This window comes from Streptomyces sp. NPDC055632 (genome assembly GCF_053618675.1).
The window spans coordinates 19,466-35,310 of the sequence record NZ_JBSHHY010000001.1; the positions used below are offsets into that span (position 1 = coordinate 19,466).

13 protein-coding genes and 1 riboswitch are annotated in these 15,845 nt (G+C 74.3%); of the genes, 7 read left to right on the forward strand and 6 right to left on the reverse strand.

The features are described from left to right. Positions 1-5: 5 nt before the first annotated feature. Both ACWGSR_RS00095 and ACWGSR_RS00100 read right to left on the reverse strand, forming a co-directional pair. Positions 6-713 (reverse strand): B3/B4 domain-containing protein, encoded by a 708-nt coding sequence (locus ACWGSR_RS00095; protein WP_453562584.1) that lies wholly within the window; start codon positions 711-713, stop codon positions 6-8. 56 nt (positions 714-769) lie between these two features. After that, a complete protein-coding gene (locus tag ACWGSR_RS00100) occupies positions 770-1,606 on the reverse strand; it encodes an EamA family transporter (RefSeq protein ID WP_453562586.1) in 837 nt (278 codons plus the stop codon). 150 nt (positions 1,607-1,756) lie between these two features. On the opposite strand from ACWGSR_RS00100, the gene ACWGSR_RS00105 reads away from it, so the two are divergent. The 7 genes from ACWGSR_RS00105 (at position 1,757) to ACWGSR_RS00135 (ending at position 8,775) form a co-directional block, all read left to right on the forward strand. Continuing rightward, on the forward strand, positions 1,757-2,341 hold the full coding sequence (locus tag ACWGSR_RS00105) for a helix-turn-helix domain-containing protein (protein WP_453562588.1): 585 nt from the start codon (positions 1,757-1,759) through the stop codon (positions 2,339-2,341). Positions 2,342-2,583: 242 nt separating this feature from the next. Continuing rightward, positions 2,584-2,856 carry a hypothetical protein gene (locus ACWGSR_RS00110; protein ID WP_453562590.1) on the forward strand — a complete coding sequence of 91 codons (273 nt, stop codon included), beginning with the start codon at positions 2,584-2,586 and terminating at the stop codon, positions 2,854-2,856. A 90-nt stretch (positions 2,857-2,946) separates the two neighbouring features. Further along, positions 2,947-3,117: riboswitch (cobalamin riboswitch) on the forward strand. A 211-nt stretch (positions 3,118-3,328) separates the two neighbouring features. After that, positions 3,329-4,828, forward strand: a complete 1,500-nt coding sequence (locus ACWGSR_RS00115) for a CoA-acylating methylmalonate-semialdehyde dehydrogenase (RefSeq protein WP_453562592.1) — start codon at positions 3,329-3,331, stop codon at positions 4,826-4,828. A 17-nt stretch (positions 4,829-4,845) separates the two neighbouring features. After that, positions 4,846-5,982, forward strand: coding sequence for an acyl-CoA dehydrogenase family protein (locus ACWGSR_RS00120; protein ID WP_453562594.1), 1,137 nt, complete (start codon positions 4,846-4,848; stop codon positions 5,980-5,982). After that, entirely contained in the window at positions 5,979-7,061 is a 1,083-nt protein-coding gene (locus ACWGSR_RS00125) for an enoyl-CoA hydratase/isomerase family protein (protein ID WP_453562596.1), read from the forward strand. The genes ACWGSR_RS00120 and ACWGSR_RS00125 overlap by 4 nt, the downstream gene beginning before the upstream one ends. After that, positions 7,058-8,005: a 3-hydroxyisobutyrate dehydrogenase gene (gene mmsB / locus ACWGSR_RS00130; protein WP_453563091.1), complete on the forward strand. Its 948-nt coding sequence runs from the start codon at positions 7,058-7,060 to the stop codon at positions 8,003-8,005. The genes ACWGSR_RS00125 and mmsB overlap by 4 nt, the downstream gene beginning before the upstream one ends. Then, on the forward strand, positions 8,002-8,775 hold the full coding sequence (locus ACWGSR_RS00135) for an enoyl-CoA hydratase (RefSeq protein ID WP_453562598.1): 774 nt from the start codon (positions 8,002-8,004) through the stop codon (positions 8,773-8,775). The genes mmsB and ACWGSR_RS00135 overlap by 4 nt, the downstream gene beginning before the upstream one ends. Positions 8,776-8,829: 54 nt before the next feature. Here the strand turns inward: ACWGSR_RS00135 and ACWGSR_RS00140 are convergent, their stop codons facing one another. The 4 genes from ACWGSR_RS00140 to alaS form a co-directional block, all read right to left on the reverse strand. Next, the gene (locus ACWGSR_RS00140; RefSeq protein WP_453562600.1) at positions 8,830-10,290 is read right to left on the reverse strand and encodes a nucleobase:cation symporter-2 family protein; all 1,461 of its coding nucleotides are present in this window, start codon (positions 10,288-10,290) and stop codon (positions 8,830-8,832) included. Next, the gene (locus ACWGSR_RS00145; RefSeq protein ID WP_453562602.1) at positions 10,287-11,753 is read right to left on the reverse strand and encodes an amidohydrolase family protein; all 1,467 of its coding nucleotides are present in this window, start codon (positions 11,751-11,753) and stop codon (positions 10,287-10,289) included. The genes ACWGSR_RS00140 and ACWGSR_RS00145 overlap by 4 nt, the downstream gene beginning before the upstream one ends. 111 nt (positions 11,754-11,864) lie before the next feature. Beyond that, positions 11,865-12,812: a 2OG-Fe(II) oxygenase family protein gene (locus tag ACWGSR_RS00150; protein ID WP_376243054.1), complete on the reverse strand. Its 948-nt coding sequence runs from the start codon at positions 12,810-12,812 to the stop codon at positions 11,865-11,867. A 371-nt stretch (positions 12,813-13,183) separates the two neighbouring features. Further along, the gene (gene alaS, locus ACWGSR_RS00155; protein WP_453562603.1) at positions 13,184-15,829 is read right to left on the reverse strand and encodes an alanine--tRNA ligase; all 2,646 of its coding nucleotides are present in this window, start codon (positions 15,827-15,829) and stop codon (positions 13,184-13,186) included. Between the last annotated feature and the right edge of the window lie 16 nt (positions 15,830-15,845).

Sequence of the window (15,845 nt, forward strand, 5' to 3'; positions counted from 1 at the left end):
GCGGCTCAGAGAGCGACGTGCGGGTGGTCCGGAGTGAGGTGCCGGACGGCGGTCCGCTCCGCGTGCGGGGCGAGCAGGTCGCGCAGTTCGTCCGCGGCGGTGTCGAGGAGTCGGCCGTCGCGGTCGGCGCGGAGGGTCTCCAGGGCGAAGACGACGCGGGTGGAGTCCTCGGTGACGCGGGTGCGGTGGGCGTCGCGGTGGTTCCAGTGGCGGGTGAGGACGCCGGCGGCGTCCGCGTAGACGATCTCGCCGGGCCGGGGGGCCTCGACGGTGTCGGGCTCGCCGAGCGGGGTGAAGGCCTCGGTGCCGTGGGCGGGGCGGATGTCGACGTCGCCGGTGACGTGGTCGAGGTCGAAGGCGCCGGCGGGCAGGCCGTGGCGGACGGAGACGGTGTTGTAGGAGTCCACGGCCGGGTTGATCCGCGGCAGCACCCCCTTCTTGGCGAGACGGCGGCCGAGGGCGTCGACGCTGGGGCGGACGCGGCGGGGGTTGGTGCCGAAGGAGCGGTACGCGGCGTGCCAGGCCTCGATGCGGGGGTCGGTCTCGTCGGCGGGGAGCCAGGTGCGGTCGGCGAGCCGCCGTTCGAGCTCGGCCACGGCTCCGGCGGTGCGGGGCCAGGGCTCGCGGCCGCGCAGGCCGGTGGCGGTGACCAGGGCGATGCGGGTGCCGGGGAAGGCCTCGGCGACGGCGGGGGCGAGGCGGAAGGCGGTCATGGGATTTCCGTTCCGTGCGGGGGCGAAGGCGGTCTTCGTACGGGACGTCCCGGCCCTCAGGCCAGGGCGAGGAGGCCGACGGCGACGGCGGCCGTGCCGAGGCCGACGAGCTGGGCCCGGTGGATGCGCTCGGCGAGGACGCCGCGGGCGAGCAGGACCGTGCCTGCCGGGTAGAGGGCGGTGACCACGGCGACGACGGCGAGGTCACCGCCGCGGACGGCGAGCAGGAAGAGCAGGTTCGCCACGGAGTCCAGCGCTCCGGCGGCGGCCGAGACGGCGTACGCGGGCTTCTCGGGGCCCAGCCTGCGGTACATCAGCCCGGCGGCGACCAGGGTGACGGCCGAGGAGACCGCCCGGCCCACGATCAGCGGGGCCACTCCGCTGTCGGAGGGCGCTTGGTGGAGGAAGACCAGTTGGAGGGCGATGGCGGCGCCCGCGCCGAGGGCGAGCAGCAGGGCCGTACGGGAGGGGCGGACGGCTCCGGCGCCGTGCCCGGCGCTGACGAGCACCACCGCCGCCAGCGCGAGCGGCAGGCCGAGGAGACCGGCGGCGCCCAGGTGCTCGCCCTGGAGGAGCCCGACGCCGACGGGAAGCACGGCGGACACCAGGGCGGTCACGGGCGACAGGACGCTCATCGGGCCGATGGCCAGGGTCCGGTAGAGCAGGGCGAACGCGGCGGCCGAGGCGACGCCGGACGCGGCTCCCCAGGCGAGGGCGCCGGGGCTGAACGAGGTGCCGAGGAACGGCCACAGCAGCAGCTCGACCGCGAGGGAGGCGGGGGCGGCGACCATCACGGTGCGCAGGACGTGGGCCTTGCGGGCTCCCAGGCCGCCGAGGAAGTCGGCGCAGCCGTAGGCGAGGGAGCTGCCCAGGGCCAGCAGCAGAGCGATCACGGATGACATCCCTAGTTTTCTCAATGGAACGACCGAACCGTACAACAGACCGACCGACATGCGTCAACCGATCGACCGGGCGGTACATTCCAGTGATCCGCTCGCGAGAACCGGGCGGGGGTCGGGCGGAGAACGGGAAGGGTGATCGAATTGGCCGAGACAGAGGCGGCCCTGCGGACGCTCGCGCACAACGTCAGGACGGCCCGCGTCCGCGCGGGCCTGTCCCTCGACGAGCTCGGACGGCGCGCCAAGGTCAGCAAGGGTGCCCTGGTGGGCCTGGAGAAGGCCCAGGGCAACCCCAACTTCGCCACCCTGGTCCGGCTGGCCGACACCCTCGGGGTCTCGGTGTCCGCCCTGATGGAGGGCCCGACGGAGGGCCGGGTCCGCGTGGTGGACGCCGCCGGCGTCGCACCGCTGTGGACCGGCGAGGAGGGCGGCGAGGCCCGCCTCATGCTGACGACCTCGGGCCCGGCGCCGGTCGAGGTCTGGCGCTGGAGGCTGGAACCGGGCGAGGAGTACCCCAGCCACCCCCACCGGGCCGGGGTCGTCGAGACCGTCAGCGTCACCTCGGGCCGGATGACCCTGGTCGTCGACGGCGTCGAGCACTCCGTGGGCACCGGCCAGACAGCCGCCTTCGACGGCGATACCACCCACACCTACCGCGGCGCCGGCACCGACACCTGCCGCCTGATCATGACGGTCCACCTGCCCCCGGGCCCGGCTTCCACGTACTGAGGGAGCGACGGACCGACGGGCACCCGTCGGACGCTCCGGGGCCGCACGGGTCCCGAAGATGGGTGGTGGCACCCATGACGTGAGAGGCCCGGTGGGTCAAGCTGTCCTCGGTCGAGAGCGTCGTCGCAGGTCAGGTCGTTCGGAGGGTGGGACGGGGGCCGCGCGCGTCCGGTCCGTGGGGGCCGGGCGGTGCACCACGGCGTTCGCCCCCCGTTCCGTCCGTCCCTTCCGGAGAAGCCCCGATGCTCGTCCTCATCGCCCTCTCGGCCGTCGCCCTGTTCGGCTCCCTCGTCCTGTGCACCGTGACCGTCGCACGGATGCGGGAGCTTCCGGCGTGGCGGCGCTTCCTCCCCCTGAGCCTCTTCCTGATCGCGCTGGCCGCGAGCCTCCTGCGCGCCGTCGACGTCCGCGAGATCGCCGACGCGATCGCCTTCCCCCTCAACGCGGCGGCCGTTCTCCTGTCCGTGCGCGAGATCCGCGCCCGGCGGCTCCGGAACGCGGCCGGGGCTTCCTAGGGCCCGACCCGCCGGACGCGCCTCGGGGACGTACTCCCCCGGACGGCACGGCAGTTCGGGGTGGACTTACTAGGACGCCCAACTATATGTTCGTGGCACAAGGTCCGCGGTGCAGGGAAGCCGGTGTGAATCCGGCACGGTCCCGCCACTGTGACCGGGGAGCGTGCTGCCGTCCACACGTCACTGACGAGGTCCGTCGGGAAGACGGGCGGCACGCGGGGATCCGGGAGTCAGGATACCGGCCGCGGAGCGTTCCGTGTTGTCCACGAGGATGGAGCAGACACGCATGGCACCGGTCCGTACCCACGACCCTGGTGATCCGGCGGAGCGAGCGGCGACCCCCGCGTTCACATAGCTCTTCGGCGGCCCCGCGCCGCCCTGTCCCACGGCGTTCCCCCTCGGCGCACCCACCCGGTGCGACCGGCGGTCCGCCGTGCCGTCCCCGGATCCGACCTGACGAGAGCAGGCACCCATGGTCCGTGAACTCACCCATTTCATCGGCGGGAAGCACACCGCCGGCACGTCCGGCCTCTTCGGCGACGTGTACGACCCCAACACCGGCACCGTCCAGGCCCGCGTCCCGCTCGCGGGCCGCGCCGACACCGAGCACGCGATCGCGGACGCGGTCGCCGCCCAGCGGGAGTGGGGCGCCTGGAACCCGCAGCGGCGCGCCCGCGTCCTGCTGCGGTTCCTCCAGCTCGTCGAGGACGAGCGCGACGCGCTGGCGAGGCTGCTGTCGGCCGAGCACGGCAAGACCGTCGCGGACGCCCACGGCGATCTGCAACGCGGTCTCGAAGTAGTGGAGTTCGCCGCCGGCATCCCCCATCTCCTCAAGGGGGAGTTCACCGACAACGCCGGAACGGGCATCGACGTGCACTCCCTGCGCAGCCCGCTCGGCGTCGTCGCCGGCATCACCCCGTTCAACTTCCCCGCGATGATCCCGCTGTGGCAGGCCGCGCCCGCGCTTGCCTGCGGCAACGCCTTCCTCCTCAAGCCGTCCGAACGCGACCCCTCCGTACCGCTCCGGCTCGCGGAGCTGTTCCTGGAGGCGGGGCTCCCGGCCGGCGTCCTCAACGTCGTCAACGGCGGCGAGGAGGCCGTCACCACCCTCCTCGAAGACCCCCGCGTGCAGGCCCTCGGCTTCGTCGGCTCCACCCCGATCGCCGCGCACATCTACGCGACGGCCGCCGCCCACGGCAAGCGCGCCCAGTGCTTCGGCGGCGCCAAGAACCACATGATCGTGATGCCCGACGCGGATCTCGACCAGGCCGTCGACGCCCTGGTGGGGGCCGGTTACGGCTCGGCGGGCGAGCGCTGCATGGCGATCTCCGTCGCCGTGCCCGTCGGCGAGGAGACCGCCGACCGGCTGGTGGCCGCGCTGAAGGAGCGCGTCGCCGCCCTCCGGATCGGCCGCTCCGACGACCCGGAGGCCGACTTCGGGCCGCTGGTGAGCCGGGACGCCCTGGAACGGGTCACCCGCTACGTCGACATCGGCGTGGAGGAGGGCGCCGAACTCGTCGTCGACGGGCGCGGCTTCACCCTGCCCGGCCACGAGGACGGCTTCTTCGCAGGGGCCTCCCTCTTCGACCGGGTCACCCCGGAGATGCGGATCCACCGGGAGGAGATCTTCGGCCCGGTGCTGTGCGTCGTGCGCGCCGCCGACTTCGAGGAGGCACTGCGGCTGCCCAGCGAGCACGCGTACGGGAACGGCGTCGCCGTCTTCACCCGGGACGGCGACACCGCCCGCGAGTTCGCGCGCCGGGTCGACACCGGCATGGTCGGCGTCAACGTCCCGATCCCGGTCCCGGTGGCGTACCACACCTTCGGGGGCTGGAAGGCGTCCGGGTTCGGCGACCTGAACCAGCACGGGCCCGACTCGATCCGCTTCTACACCCGCACCAAGACCGTCACCTCGCGCTGGCCCTCCGGGGTCAAGGAGGGCGCGAGCTTCACCATGCCGACGATGGGGTGAACGGAGTGTCCACCAGCATGCTCACGAAGGACCAGCTCGCCCTGGCGGAGGTCACCCTCGACTTCGCGCAGGAGCAGCTCGGCCCGCACGCGGTCGCCTGGGACCGGGACAAGCACTTCCCGGTCGACGTCCTGCGCAGGGCCGCGGGGCTCGGCCTCGGCGGCGTCTACGTCCGCGAGGAGCACGGCGGTTCCGGTCTCGGCCGGGTCGACGGCGTCCTCGTCTTCGAGGCCCTGGCCACCGGCTGCCCCTCCATCGCCGGATACCTCTCCATCCACAACATGGTCGCCTGGATGATCGACCGGTACGGCGACGACGCCCAGCGCGGGCGCTGGCTCCCCGACCTGTGCTCGGCGCACCGGCTCGGCAGCTACTGCCTGACCGAGCCCGGGGCCGGGTCCGACGCCGCCGCCCTGCGCACCCGGGCCGAACGGGTCGGCGACGACTACGTCCTGACGGGGGTGAAGCAGTTCGTCTCCGGGGCGGGCGCCTCCGACGTGTACGTCGTCATGGCCCGTACGGGCGCCGAGGGCCCCGGCGGGATCACCGCCTTCGTCGTCGAGCGCGACGACCCGGGCGTCTCCTTCGGCGCGAACGAGCGGAAGATGGGCTGGAACGCGCAGCCCACCCGGCAGGTCGTCCTCGACGGGGTGCGGATCCCCGCCGCCCGGCGCCTCGGCGCCGAGGGCGAGGGCTTCCGCATCGCCATGAACGGGCTCAACGGCGGCCGGCTCGGCATCGCCGCCTGCTCGCTCGGCGGCGCGCAGAGCGCCCTGGACCGCAGCCTGGCGCACCTCGCGGACCGGGAGGCCTTCGGGGCCCGGCTCCTCGACGCGCAGGCGCTGCAGTTCCGGCTCGCGGACATGGCCACCGAACTGGCCGCCGCCCGCGCGCTGGTGCGGCAGGCGGCGGACGCCCTGGACCGGAGCGACCCGCAGGCCCCGCGGTTGTGCGCGATGGCCAAGCGGTTCGCCACCGACACCGGGTACGCGGTCGCCGACCGGGCGCTCCAGCTCCACGGCGGCTACGGCTATCTGAACGAGTACGGCATCGAGAAGATCGTCCGCGATCTGCGGGTGCACCGGATCCTGGAAGGAACGAACGAGATCATGCAGGTCATCGTCGCCCGGGGGCTCACGGAGGCGCTGCGGTGAGCGCCGGAGAGCACGATTCCGGGGACGTCCTCGTCCGGATCGAGGGGCGGGCCGGGTACCTCACCCTGAACCGTCCGAAGGCGCTCAACGCGCTCACCCACGCGATGGTCCTCCGTATCGACGAGGCCCTGACCGCGTGGGAGCACGACCCGGCCGTGGAGACGGTCGTGATCCGGGGAGCGGGCGAACGGGGGCTGTGCGCGGGCGGCGACATCCGTGCCATCCACGAGGACGCCCGTACGGGCGGGACGGCGTCGGCGGACTTCTGGCGGGACGAGTACCGGCTCAACGCCCGGATCGCCCGCTACCCCAAGCCGTACGTGGCGCTGATGGACGGGATCGTCATGGGCGGCGGCGTGGGCGTCTCCGCCCACGGCACGGTCCGGGTCGTCACCGAGCGTTCCAGGGTGGCCATGCCGGAGACCGGCATCGGCTTCGTGCCGGACGTCGGCGGCACGTACCTCCTCGGGCTCGCGCCGGGCGAGCTGGGCGTCCACCTCGCCCTGACCGGTGCCGTCGTCGGCGCGGCCGACGCCCTGCTGTGCGGGCTCGCGGACCACTTCGTCCCCTCGGACCGGCTGCCGGAGCTGGCCGGCGACCTCGCGCGGACCTCCGTCCACGGCGCCCTCGCCCGGCACGTCCAGACGCCCCCGCCGGGCGGACTGGCCGCCGCGCGGGAATGGATCGACCCCTGCTGCGCGGCGGACACCGTGGAGGAGATCCACGCCCGGCTGCTCGACAGCGGCGTCCCGGCCGCGAAGCAGACCGCCGACCTGCTCCTGGCCAAGTCCCCGACCGCGCTCAAGGTGACCCTGGCCTCGGTGCGCCGTGCGCGGCGGCTCGGCCCGCTGGAACGGGTCCTGGAGCAGGAGTACCGCGTCTCCTGCGCCGCCCTGGCCTCTCCCGACCTGGTGGAGGGCATCCGGGCCCAGGTGATCGACAAGGACCGCGCCCCCCGCTGGTCCCCCGCGACGCTCGCCGAGGTGGGCGCGGCGGACGTGGACCGGTTCTTCGCCCCGCTCGGCGACCGCGAACTGCGGCTCGCCGGGCCCGCTTCCCTCCAGGAGGTCCCGTGGTGACCCGTACCGTCGCCTTCGTCGGGCTCGGCCGCATGGGCGGGCCGATGGCCGCCAACCTCGTCAGGGCAGGACACCGCGTCCTCGGGTACGACGTGGTGCCGGAGTCCGTGGCCGCCGCCGCCTCCTCCGGGGTGGAGCCCGCCGGGTCCGCGGCCGGGGCCGCGGCGGAGGCGGACGCCGTGGTCACCATGCTGCCGACCGGCCGGCACGTCCTGGACCTCTACGGCGCGCAGGGGCTGCTCGCCGCGGCGCGGCCCGGCACGCTGTTCGTCGACTGCTCCACCATCGACGTGGCCGACGCCCGCGCCGCGCACGGGGCGGCCCGCGCCGCCGGGCACCGGGCGCTCGACGCGCCCGTGTCCGGCGGGGTGATGGGGGCGGAGGCCGGGACGCTCACCTTCATGGCGGGCGGCGGGGCGGAGGAGTTCGCGGAGGCCGAGCCGCTCCTGTCGGCCATGGGCCGGAAGGTCGTGCGCTGCGGGGCGGCCGGGGCCGGGCAGGCGGCGAAGATCTGCAACAACATGATCCTCGGGATCTCGATGATCGGCGTCAGCGAGGCGTTCGTCCTCGCCGAGAGCCTGGGCCTGGACCACCAGGCGCTGTACGACGTGGCGTCCACCGCGTCCGGGCAGTGCTGGGCGCTCACCGTCAACTGCCCGGTGCCCGGCCCGGTGCCGGGCAGCCCGGCGAACCGCGCCTACGAGCCGGGCTTCGCGGCGCCCCTGATGGCCAAGGACCTGAACCTCGCCGCCGACGCCCTGCGGGCCGGCGGCGTGGACGCCCAACTCGGCCTGAAGGCTGCCGAGTTGTACGCGGCCTTCGCGGAGGGGGACGGCGCCGGGCTGGACTTCTCGGCGATCGTACGGACGATCCGGGGAGCCGGGGCATCCACGGCATCCACGGCATCCACGAAGGAAACGACTACGGACGGAACGGCCCCATGACCTACGAGACCATCCTGGTCGAGCGCAAGGACCGCGGCGCGCTCGTCACCCTCGACCGCCCCAAGGCCCTCAACGCCCTGAACCTCCGGTTGATGGAGGAGGTCGTGGCGGCCGTCGAGGAGCTGGACCGGGACCCCGGCGTGGGCTGCGTCGTCCTGACGGGCTCGGAGAAGGCGTTCGCCGCGGGCGCCGACATCAAGGAGATGCGCCCGCGGAGCTACATGGACATGTACCTCTCCGACTGGTTCACGGCCTGGGACCGGCTCGGGCAGGTCCGTACGCCCACGGTCGCGGCGGTCGCCGGGTACGCGCTGGGCGGCGGCTGCGAGCTGGCGATGCTCTGCGACGTCCTGCTGGCCGCCGACACGGCGGTCTTCGGGCAGCCGGAGATCAGGCTCGGGGTGATCCCCGGCATCGGTGGCTCCCAGCGGCTGACCCGGGCCGTCGGCAAGGCGAAGGCCATGGAGCTGTGTCTGACCGGCCGGACCATGGACGCCGCCGAGGCCGAGCGGGCCGGGCTGGTGTCCCGGATCGTGCCGGCGGACCGGCTCCTCGCCGAGGCGTGGGAGGTCGCCGGCACGGTGGCGGCGATGTCCAAGCCGGTCGCGATGATGGCGAAGGAGTCCGTGAACCGCGCCTTCGAGACCACGCTCGCCGAGGGCGTGCGCTTCGAACGGCGCCTGTTCCACGCGGTGTTCGCCACGGAGGACCAGAAGGAGGGCATGTCCGCGTTCGTGGAGAAGCGCCCGCCGGAGTTCGTCCACGGCTGATCCGTGCCCGGCCGGGCGAGGGCCCTCCCCCGCCCGGCCGGGCGTCCTCCCGCCTCAGGTCACGGGCGTCGCGCCGCGTCGGGACCCTCGCCACGACGGGAGGTGGTGGAAGAACAGGTTGAGGACGACCGCGGTGAGCGTCCCCAGCATGATGCCGCTCTCGAAGAGGACCTGGAGCTGCCGGGTCGGCATGTGCTCGGCGAACTGGGGATACGCAGTGGGCAGGAAGCCGATGCCGAGGCTCGCGGCCACCAGGACCGTGTTCCGCGCCCCCGACAGGTCGGCCTTGACGAGGATCTGCATGCCCACGACGGCGATCGTCGAGAACAGGACGACGGTGGCACCGCCCAGGACGGCCGGCGGCATCGCCGCGACCACCGCGCCCACCTTGGGAACCGTACCGAGGACCAGCATGATCACCCCTCCGGTCGCGACGACCCCGCGGGACGTCACCCCGGTCAGCCGCAGCAGCCCCACGTTCTGGCTGTAGACCGTGGTGGGGAAGGAGTTGAGCAGCCCCGACGCCACCGTGGCCAGGCCGTCGGCGCGCAGCGCACGGGCGATGGCGCGCTCGTCCACCTCGCGTCCGGCGATCTCCCCGACGGCGAAGAACTGGCCGATCGACTCCACCGCGATGATCACCATGACGAGGACGATCGCGAGGACCGCCATCACGTCGAAGCGGGGCACGCCGTAGTGCAGCGGGGCCTGCATCCCGAACCAGGCGGCGTCGCCGACGCGGGAGAAGTCGGCCCGTCCGGCCAGCGCCGCGACCGCCGTGCTCGCCGCCAGGCCGAGCAGGACGGCGACCGAGGCGACGAAGCCCTTCGCGAACCGGTACAGCACGACGACGACCACGAGGGTGACGGCGGCCAGAGCGAGCTGGACGGGAGCCCCGAAGCCGGCCGCGTCCGGGTCGCCACCGCCCACCTGCCGGGCGGCCACCGCCATCAGGGTCACCCCGACGACGGTGACGATCGTGCCGGTGACCAGGGGCGGGAAGAATCGCACCAGCCGGCCGAAGACCGGGGCCACCAGGAAGAGCACGAGTCCGGCCACGATCACCGCCCCGAACACCGTGGGCAGCCCGGCGCGCGCACCGCCCGCCGCCACGCCGACGGACACCAGGGACGGCACGGCCGCCGTCGACATGCCCTGCACCACCGGCAGCCGGATGCCGACGCCGGGCAGGCCCACGGTCTGCAGCAGGGTGGCCACACCACAGGCGACCAGCGCGGTGTTCACGAGGGAGGCGGTGTCGGCCTCGGACAGCCCCATGCCCTGCGCGACCAGGAGCGGCATGACCACGGCTCCCGCGTAGAAGGCCAGCACGTGCTGCAGGCCCAGCGCCGCCACCCGCCACCACGCGGCGCCGGACGGGCCGGGGACGTCCGGCGGGCCCGCGCGGTCGGGCGGGGCCGAAGTGCTCGGCAGGTCCGTCCTCCCCGGCGAGCCCGTGGTGTCCGCGGCGCGCGGTGCGGCGGTTCCGCCCGGTGACTGCGTCACATCCGTCATGAGGTCCTCCCCGGTCGTCGCGCCCGGTGCCGCCACGGCACGGTCAGCGGGCCGAATCCGGCCCGTTCCACCAGGCGGCTCGCCCGCTCGCGGGCCCGCGCGCCCAGTGCCTCCTCGTCGATGCCGGGGCAGTGGCCGTCCTGGTAGACGACCCTCCCGCCGACCAGTGTCATCACCACGTCGCCCGCCCGGGCCGTGTACACCAGCGCCGACACGGCCCGGTGCATGGGCTGCACCGCCGTGTGCGAGAGGTCCACGACCGCCAGGTCCGCGAGGGCCCCGGGGCGGATGACGCCGGCGTCCCGGACGCCCGCGTACCGGGCCCCGTCACGGGTGGCCGCCTCCAGGACGTCCTCGCAGCGCACCCCGGCCGGATCGAGCGTGGCCAGCCGCTGCGCGAACAGCGTCTGTTTCATCACCTCGAACATGTCCTGCCGGCCGCCGGCGCTCGGCCCGTCCGTGCCGAGGGCCACGACCGCTCCCGCCTCGCGCAACGGCAGCCAGGGCATCGTGCCGGAGGCCAGATAGGCGTTGGAGCAGGGGTTGTGGGCGACGCCGGCGCCCGCCGCGCCGACCGCGGCCGTCTCCTCCTCGTCCAGCCAGACGGCGTGGGCGAGCGTCGCCCGCGCGTCGAGCAGGCCCTCGCGCGCCAGCCAGGTCACCGGGCGGACGCCGTGGGCCTCCAGGTAGCTCCGCGGGTCCCCGGCGCCCTCGCTGCAGTGGGTGTGCCAGCGGACCCCGTGCTCCCGGGCCAGGGCGACCGCGCCGCCGATCAGGTCCCGGTCGCCGTAGGAGAGGTTGAGCGGGGCCGGCCAGACGCGGACGCGCGCGTCGGGACCGCGGTCCTTCACGCACTGCCGGGTCAGCTCCAGTTCCTCGGCGGTGCCGTAGCGGTACAGCGCGTCGGGCAGGCCGCGCGCATCGGCGATCTTCGTACGGTCACCGAGCATGCCCCGGGCGACCGCGCCGCGCAGGCCGACCTCCTCGACGGCGTCGGCCACGGCGAGGACGGTCTCGGGATCGGTGGGCGCGTAGTGGTGGTCGACGACGGTGGTGATGCCGGCACGGGCCGCCTCGACGGCGCCCAGGCGTACAGCGGTGAGGGCGTCCTCCGCGTCGAGGTGGACGGCGTAGGGCCACATGAAGTGGTTGAGCCAGGGCCGGATCGGTTCGCCGTCACCGATGCCGCGGGCGAAGGACTGGAAGAGGTGGGTGTGGGCGTCGGTGAAGCCGGGCAGGATCGCGCGGCCCCGGCAGTCGACGGTGCGGCGGGGGTGCCAGCGGGCCTCGACCTCGCGGGCCGGGCCGACGTCGACGATCCGGTCGCCGTCGACGGCCACCGAGCCGGAGGTGTATACGGTCCGCTCGTCGTCGACGGTGACGACCTGGGCACCGGACAGCAGGAGCGCGCAGGGGCGTGGTGCGGGCAGGGGGTGCAGGGGGTCGGAAGACTGGTCGGGCATGGGTGTGTCCCGCTTTCGGTCCGGGGGCGCCGGGGCCGCCGCCGCGACCCGCGCGTGGCTGCGGGGCGGGGCGGTCGGCCTCCGGGAAGGGGATGGAGACGAGGGGGAGGCTCAGCCCCCGAAGTTGGCGGCGATGCGCTGCCTCAGGTAGTCCTCGGCGGTGATCGGCGCGTGGCGTCCGTCCGGCGAGGTGATCACGGCGTCCCGGTCGGCCTGCGCGAAGTAGGCGATCGAGTGGCGCGGGCCCTGGTCGCCGTCGGGTGCGGGCGGGGCGACGCGGTGGAAGTTGGACAGCAGCCGGTCGCCGCTCCACCGCATCAGCATGTCGCCGATGTTGCAGGTGACCAGGTCGGCGCGGGCGGGGACCGGGGTCCAGGCCCGGGTGTCGGCCTCGCCGCCGGGGCAGACCTGCAGTCCGTCCTGTCCGTCCCGCTGGAACAGCAGGGTCAGGCAGTCGAAGTCGGTGTGCGCGCCGGCCCGCCAGGCGCCGTCGGACCGCCCGCGGGCCGCCTCGGGTACCGCGTAGTAGTGCAGCAGCCGCAGCGTGCTCTGGTGCAGCGGGCCGGCCGGGTCGTGGCGCTCGGCGAAGAAGTCCCTCTCGAATCCGAGGCGTTCGGCGAAGCAGGACAGGACCCGCTGGGCGAGGGCGTGGCAGCGCGCCTCGAAGGACAGGAGCGTGTCGCGGAACCCCGGCAGTTCCTCCTCGTCCGGCCACAGGCCCGCCATGTGCGGACGGGTGAGCTGGTAGGACTCCTTCTCGTCCGGCGTACCGGTGGAGGGGCGCACCTGACTGCGGTACTCCCAGCCGGCGTTGAGCCCCTTCTTCAGCGCGTGCCCGCGCTTGGTCTCCTCCGGCAGCGCGAAGTAGGCCTCGGCCGCCGCGAACGCGGCGTCGGTCTCGGCGCGGGTGAGTCCGTGTCCGGAGAGCTGGAAGAAGCCGGTCTCCGTGGCGGCCCGCCACAGCTCCTCGGTGATCCGGGCGCGCCGGTCCTCGAAGTCCGTCAGATCGACGACCTTGATCTCCCGGGCCGTCGTCGCGGTGCCCGCGGCGCGGCCCATGCGCCGCTCCCGGTCGAGTTCCGCGTCGGCGTTCGGGGTGCGCGGGGCGTGGTGCTGGGTGGTCAACGTGGTTCTCCCTGTCCGGGGCGCGTCCGGTACCGTGCCGGACGCGCGGGGGAACGAAGCGCGGTCACCGCCCCCGGCGCTTCCACCGGTCCGCTCGCGGCGGACCGGGCACGCTCGCGCACGGCCTTGCTGCCGACGCGTCGTGAACTGGCAGCCCCCCGGCCCTCCTCCGGGCCTCCGGGCGCTGCGCGATGCCGAGAAGTCTCCCGGCCCGGTGTTACGGGCCCGCTGCGCCCGGTGTCGCTCGCGTAAACGGTCGCCCGGCCCCGGCTTCCGCGCCCGGGCGCGGAAGCCGGGCCTTCGGTTCAGGCGCCGGCCACGACCCGGGGGAGGTCCGCCAGGATCGCGGCCAGGTCCCCGGCGGGGACGCCTCCGCCCTGGGCGATCTCCGGCGAGCCGCCGCCCCGGCCGCCGAGGAGCTGCTTGACGGTCGCGGAGGCGTTCCGGCCGGCCTCGCGGGCCGGGGCGTTGACGGTCAGGACGAGTCCGCCCGAGGAGGTGGCGACGGCCACCACGCCGGGGCGGGCGTGCGGGAGGCGGTCGCGGACCGCGAGGGCGAGCGCGCGGGCCTCGTCGGCGGCGCCGTCGACGGTCGCGGTGACGACCAGCGCGTCCCCCGCCTCGACGGCCCCTCCGGCGAGTTCGGCGGCGCGGGTCGCCGTGGCCTTGGCCCTGAGGCGGGCGTTCTCGCGGTCGGCGGCCTTGAGCCGGTCGAGGAGTCCGGCGATCTTCTCGGGGAGTTCGGCGCGGGGCGCGTTCAGCTGTTCGGCGATCCGGCCCACGAGGTCGCGCTCGCGGGCGAGGTAGCCGAAGCCCTCGATGCCGACGGCCGCCTCCAGGCGGCGCATGCCGGCGCCGACGGAGGACTCGGCGGTGAGGGCGACCGTGCCGATCTGGGAGGCGTGGTCGACGTGGGTGCCGCCGCACAGTTCGCGCGACCAGGGGCCGCCGATCTCGACGACCCGGACCTTCTCGCCGTACGTCTCGTCGAAGAGGGCGAGGGCACCCTGCTCCTTGGCCTCCGGCAGCGTCATCCAGCGGACGCCGACCGGGAGGTCCCGCCGCAGTGCCCGGTTGGCGGCCTCCTCGACCTCGCTCCGGACGGCCGGGGAGAGGGCGCCGCGCCAGGGGAAGTCGAGGCGGAGGTAGCCGGGCCGGTTGTAGGAGCCGGACTGGAGGGCGGTGGGGCCGAGGACCTCGCGCAGGGCGGCGTGCAGGACGTGGGTGCCGGAGTGGGCCTGGCGGGCGCCGAGGCGCCATTCGGGGTCGACGGCGGCGTGCACGGTGTCGTCGACGGCCAGTTCGCCCGCCGTGATCCTGATCCGGTGGACGACGAGGCCGGGCAGGGGCCGCTGGACGTCGACGACCTCGGCCTCGGCCGAGGCCCCGGAGAGCAGGCCCGCGTCGCTGTCCTGGCCGCCGGACTCGGCGTAGAAGGGGGTGCGGTCGAGGACGGCGGTGACGACGTCGCCGGTGCGGGCCGCCGGGACGGGGCCCTCGGCGCCGAGGAGGGCGAGGACGCGGGACTCGGTGGTGAGGGTGGACCACGCCCGCCAGTCGGTGGGGCCGTGCGCGTCCAGGACGGTGCGGAGGGCGGCGGTGTCCGCGGTGCCGCCGGACTTGCGGGCGCGGGCGTCGGCGCGGGCCCGCTCGCGCTGTTCGTTCATGAGGGCGGTGAAGCCCTCGCGGTCGACCTCGACGCCCTGTTCGGCGGCCATCTCCAGGGTGAGGTCGACGGGGAAGCCGTAGGTGTCGTGGAGGAGGAAGGCCTGCGCGCCGGGCAGGGAGCGGCCGCCCTCCTTCCGCACCTCGGCGACGGCGGTGTCAAGGACGGTGGTGCCCTGCTTGAGGGTGGCGCGGAAGGCGTCCTCCTCGCCGTACGCCTGGTCGGAGATCCGGGCGTAGGACTCGACGACCTCGGGGTAGCCGGGGGCCATGCAGTCGCGGGCGACGGGCAGCAGTTCGGGCAGGGCGGGGTCCTGGAAGCCGAGCTGGCGCAGGGAGCGGACCGAGCGGCGCAGGATGCGGCGCAGGACGTAGCCGCGGCCCTCGTTGCCGGGGGCGGTGCCGTCGGCGAGGAGCATGAGCGCGGTGCGGACGTGGTCGGCGACGACCCGGAGCCGTACGTCGGACTCCGCATCGGCCCCGTACCGTACGCCCGCCAGGTCGGCGGCCCGGTCGAGGACCGGGCGGGTCTCGTCGATCTCGTAGAGGTTGTCGACGCCCTGGAGGAGGGTGGCCATCCGCTCCAGGCCCATGCCGGTGTCGATGTTGCGGCGGGGCAGTTCGCCGAGGATCGGGTAGCCGGTCTTGCCGGGGCCCTCGCCGCGCTCGTACTGCATGAAGACGAGGTTCCAGAACTCCGTGTACCGGTCCTCGTCGACGGCGGGTCCGCCCTCGCGGCCGAGGGCCGGGCCGCGGTCGTAGTACAGCTCGGAGCAGGGTCCGCAGGGGCCGGGGACGCCCATGGACCAGAAGTTGTCCTCGTCGCCGCGCGCCACGATCCGCTCGTCGGGCAGGCCGGCGACCTCGCGCCAGATGCCGCGGGCGTCGGTGTCGGAGTGGTGGACGGTCACCCAGATCTTCTCGGGGTCGAGCCCGTAGCCGCCCTCGGTCCACGGCTTGGTGGACAGGTCCCAGGCGAAGGCGATGGCCTCCTCCTTGAAGTAGTCCCCGAAGGAGAAGTTGCCGTTCATCTGGAAGAAGGAGCCGTGCCGGGTGGTCCTCCCGACCTCCTCGATGTCCAGGGTCCGCACGCACTTCTGCACGCTCGTGGCCCGCTGCCACAGGGGGGCCGCCTCGCCGGTGAAGTACGGCTTGAAGGGGACCATGCCGGCGTTGACGAACAGCAGGGTGGGATCGGGGGTGGGCAGCGGCGCGCTGGGCACGACGGTGTGTCCCCGGGCGGCGAAGTAGTCGAGGAAGCGCTGGCGGATGTCGGCGGTACGCAAGGTTCTCACTGCTTCC

Coding starts and splice junctions, on each gene's coding strand:
- ACWGSR_RS00135 (WP_453562598.1), top strand. CDS start 8,002: ATGACCTACGAGACCATCCTGGTCGAGCGCAAGGACCGCGGCGCGCTC.
- ACWGSR_RS00145 (WP_453562602.1), bottom strand. CDS start 11,753: ATGCCCGACCAGTCTTCCGACCCCCTGCACCCCCTGCCCGCACCACGC.
- ACWGSR_RS00115 (WP_453562592.1), top strand. CDS start 3,329: ATGGTCCGTGAACTCACCCATTTCATCGGCGGGAAGCACACCGCCGGC.
- ACWGSR_RS00150 (WP_376243054.1), bottom strand. CDS start 12,812: ATGGGCCGCGCCGCGGGCACCGCGACGACGGCCCGGGAGATCAAGGTC.
- ACWGSR_RS00095 (WP_453562584.1), bottom strand. CDS start 713: ATGACCGCCTTCCGCCTCGCCCCCGCCGTCGCCGAGGCCTTCCCCGGC.
- ACWGSR_RS00110 (WP_453562590.1), top strand. CDS start 2,584: ATGCTCGTCCTCATCGCCCTCTCGGCCGTCGCCCTGTTCGGCTCCCTC.
- ACWGSR_RS00120 (WP_453562594.1), top strand. CDS start 4,846: ATGCTCACGAAGGACCAGCTCGCCCTGGCGGAGGTCACCCTCGACTTC.
- ACWGSR_RS00140 (WP_453562600.1), bottom strand. CDS start 10,290: ATGACGGATGTGACGCAGTCACCGGGCGGAACCGCCGCACCGCGCGCC.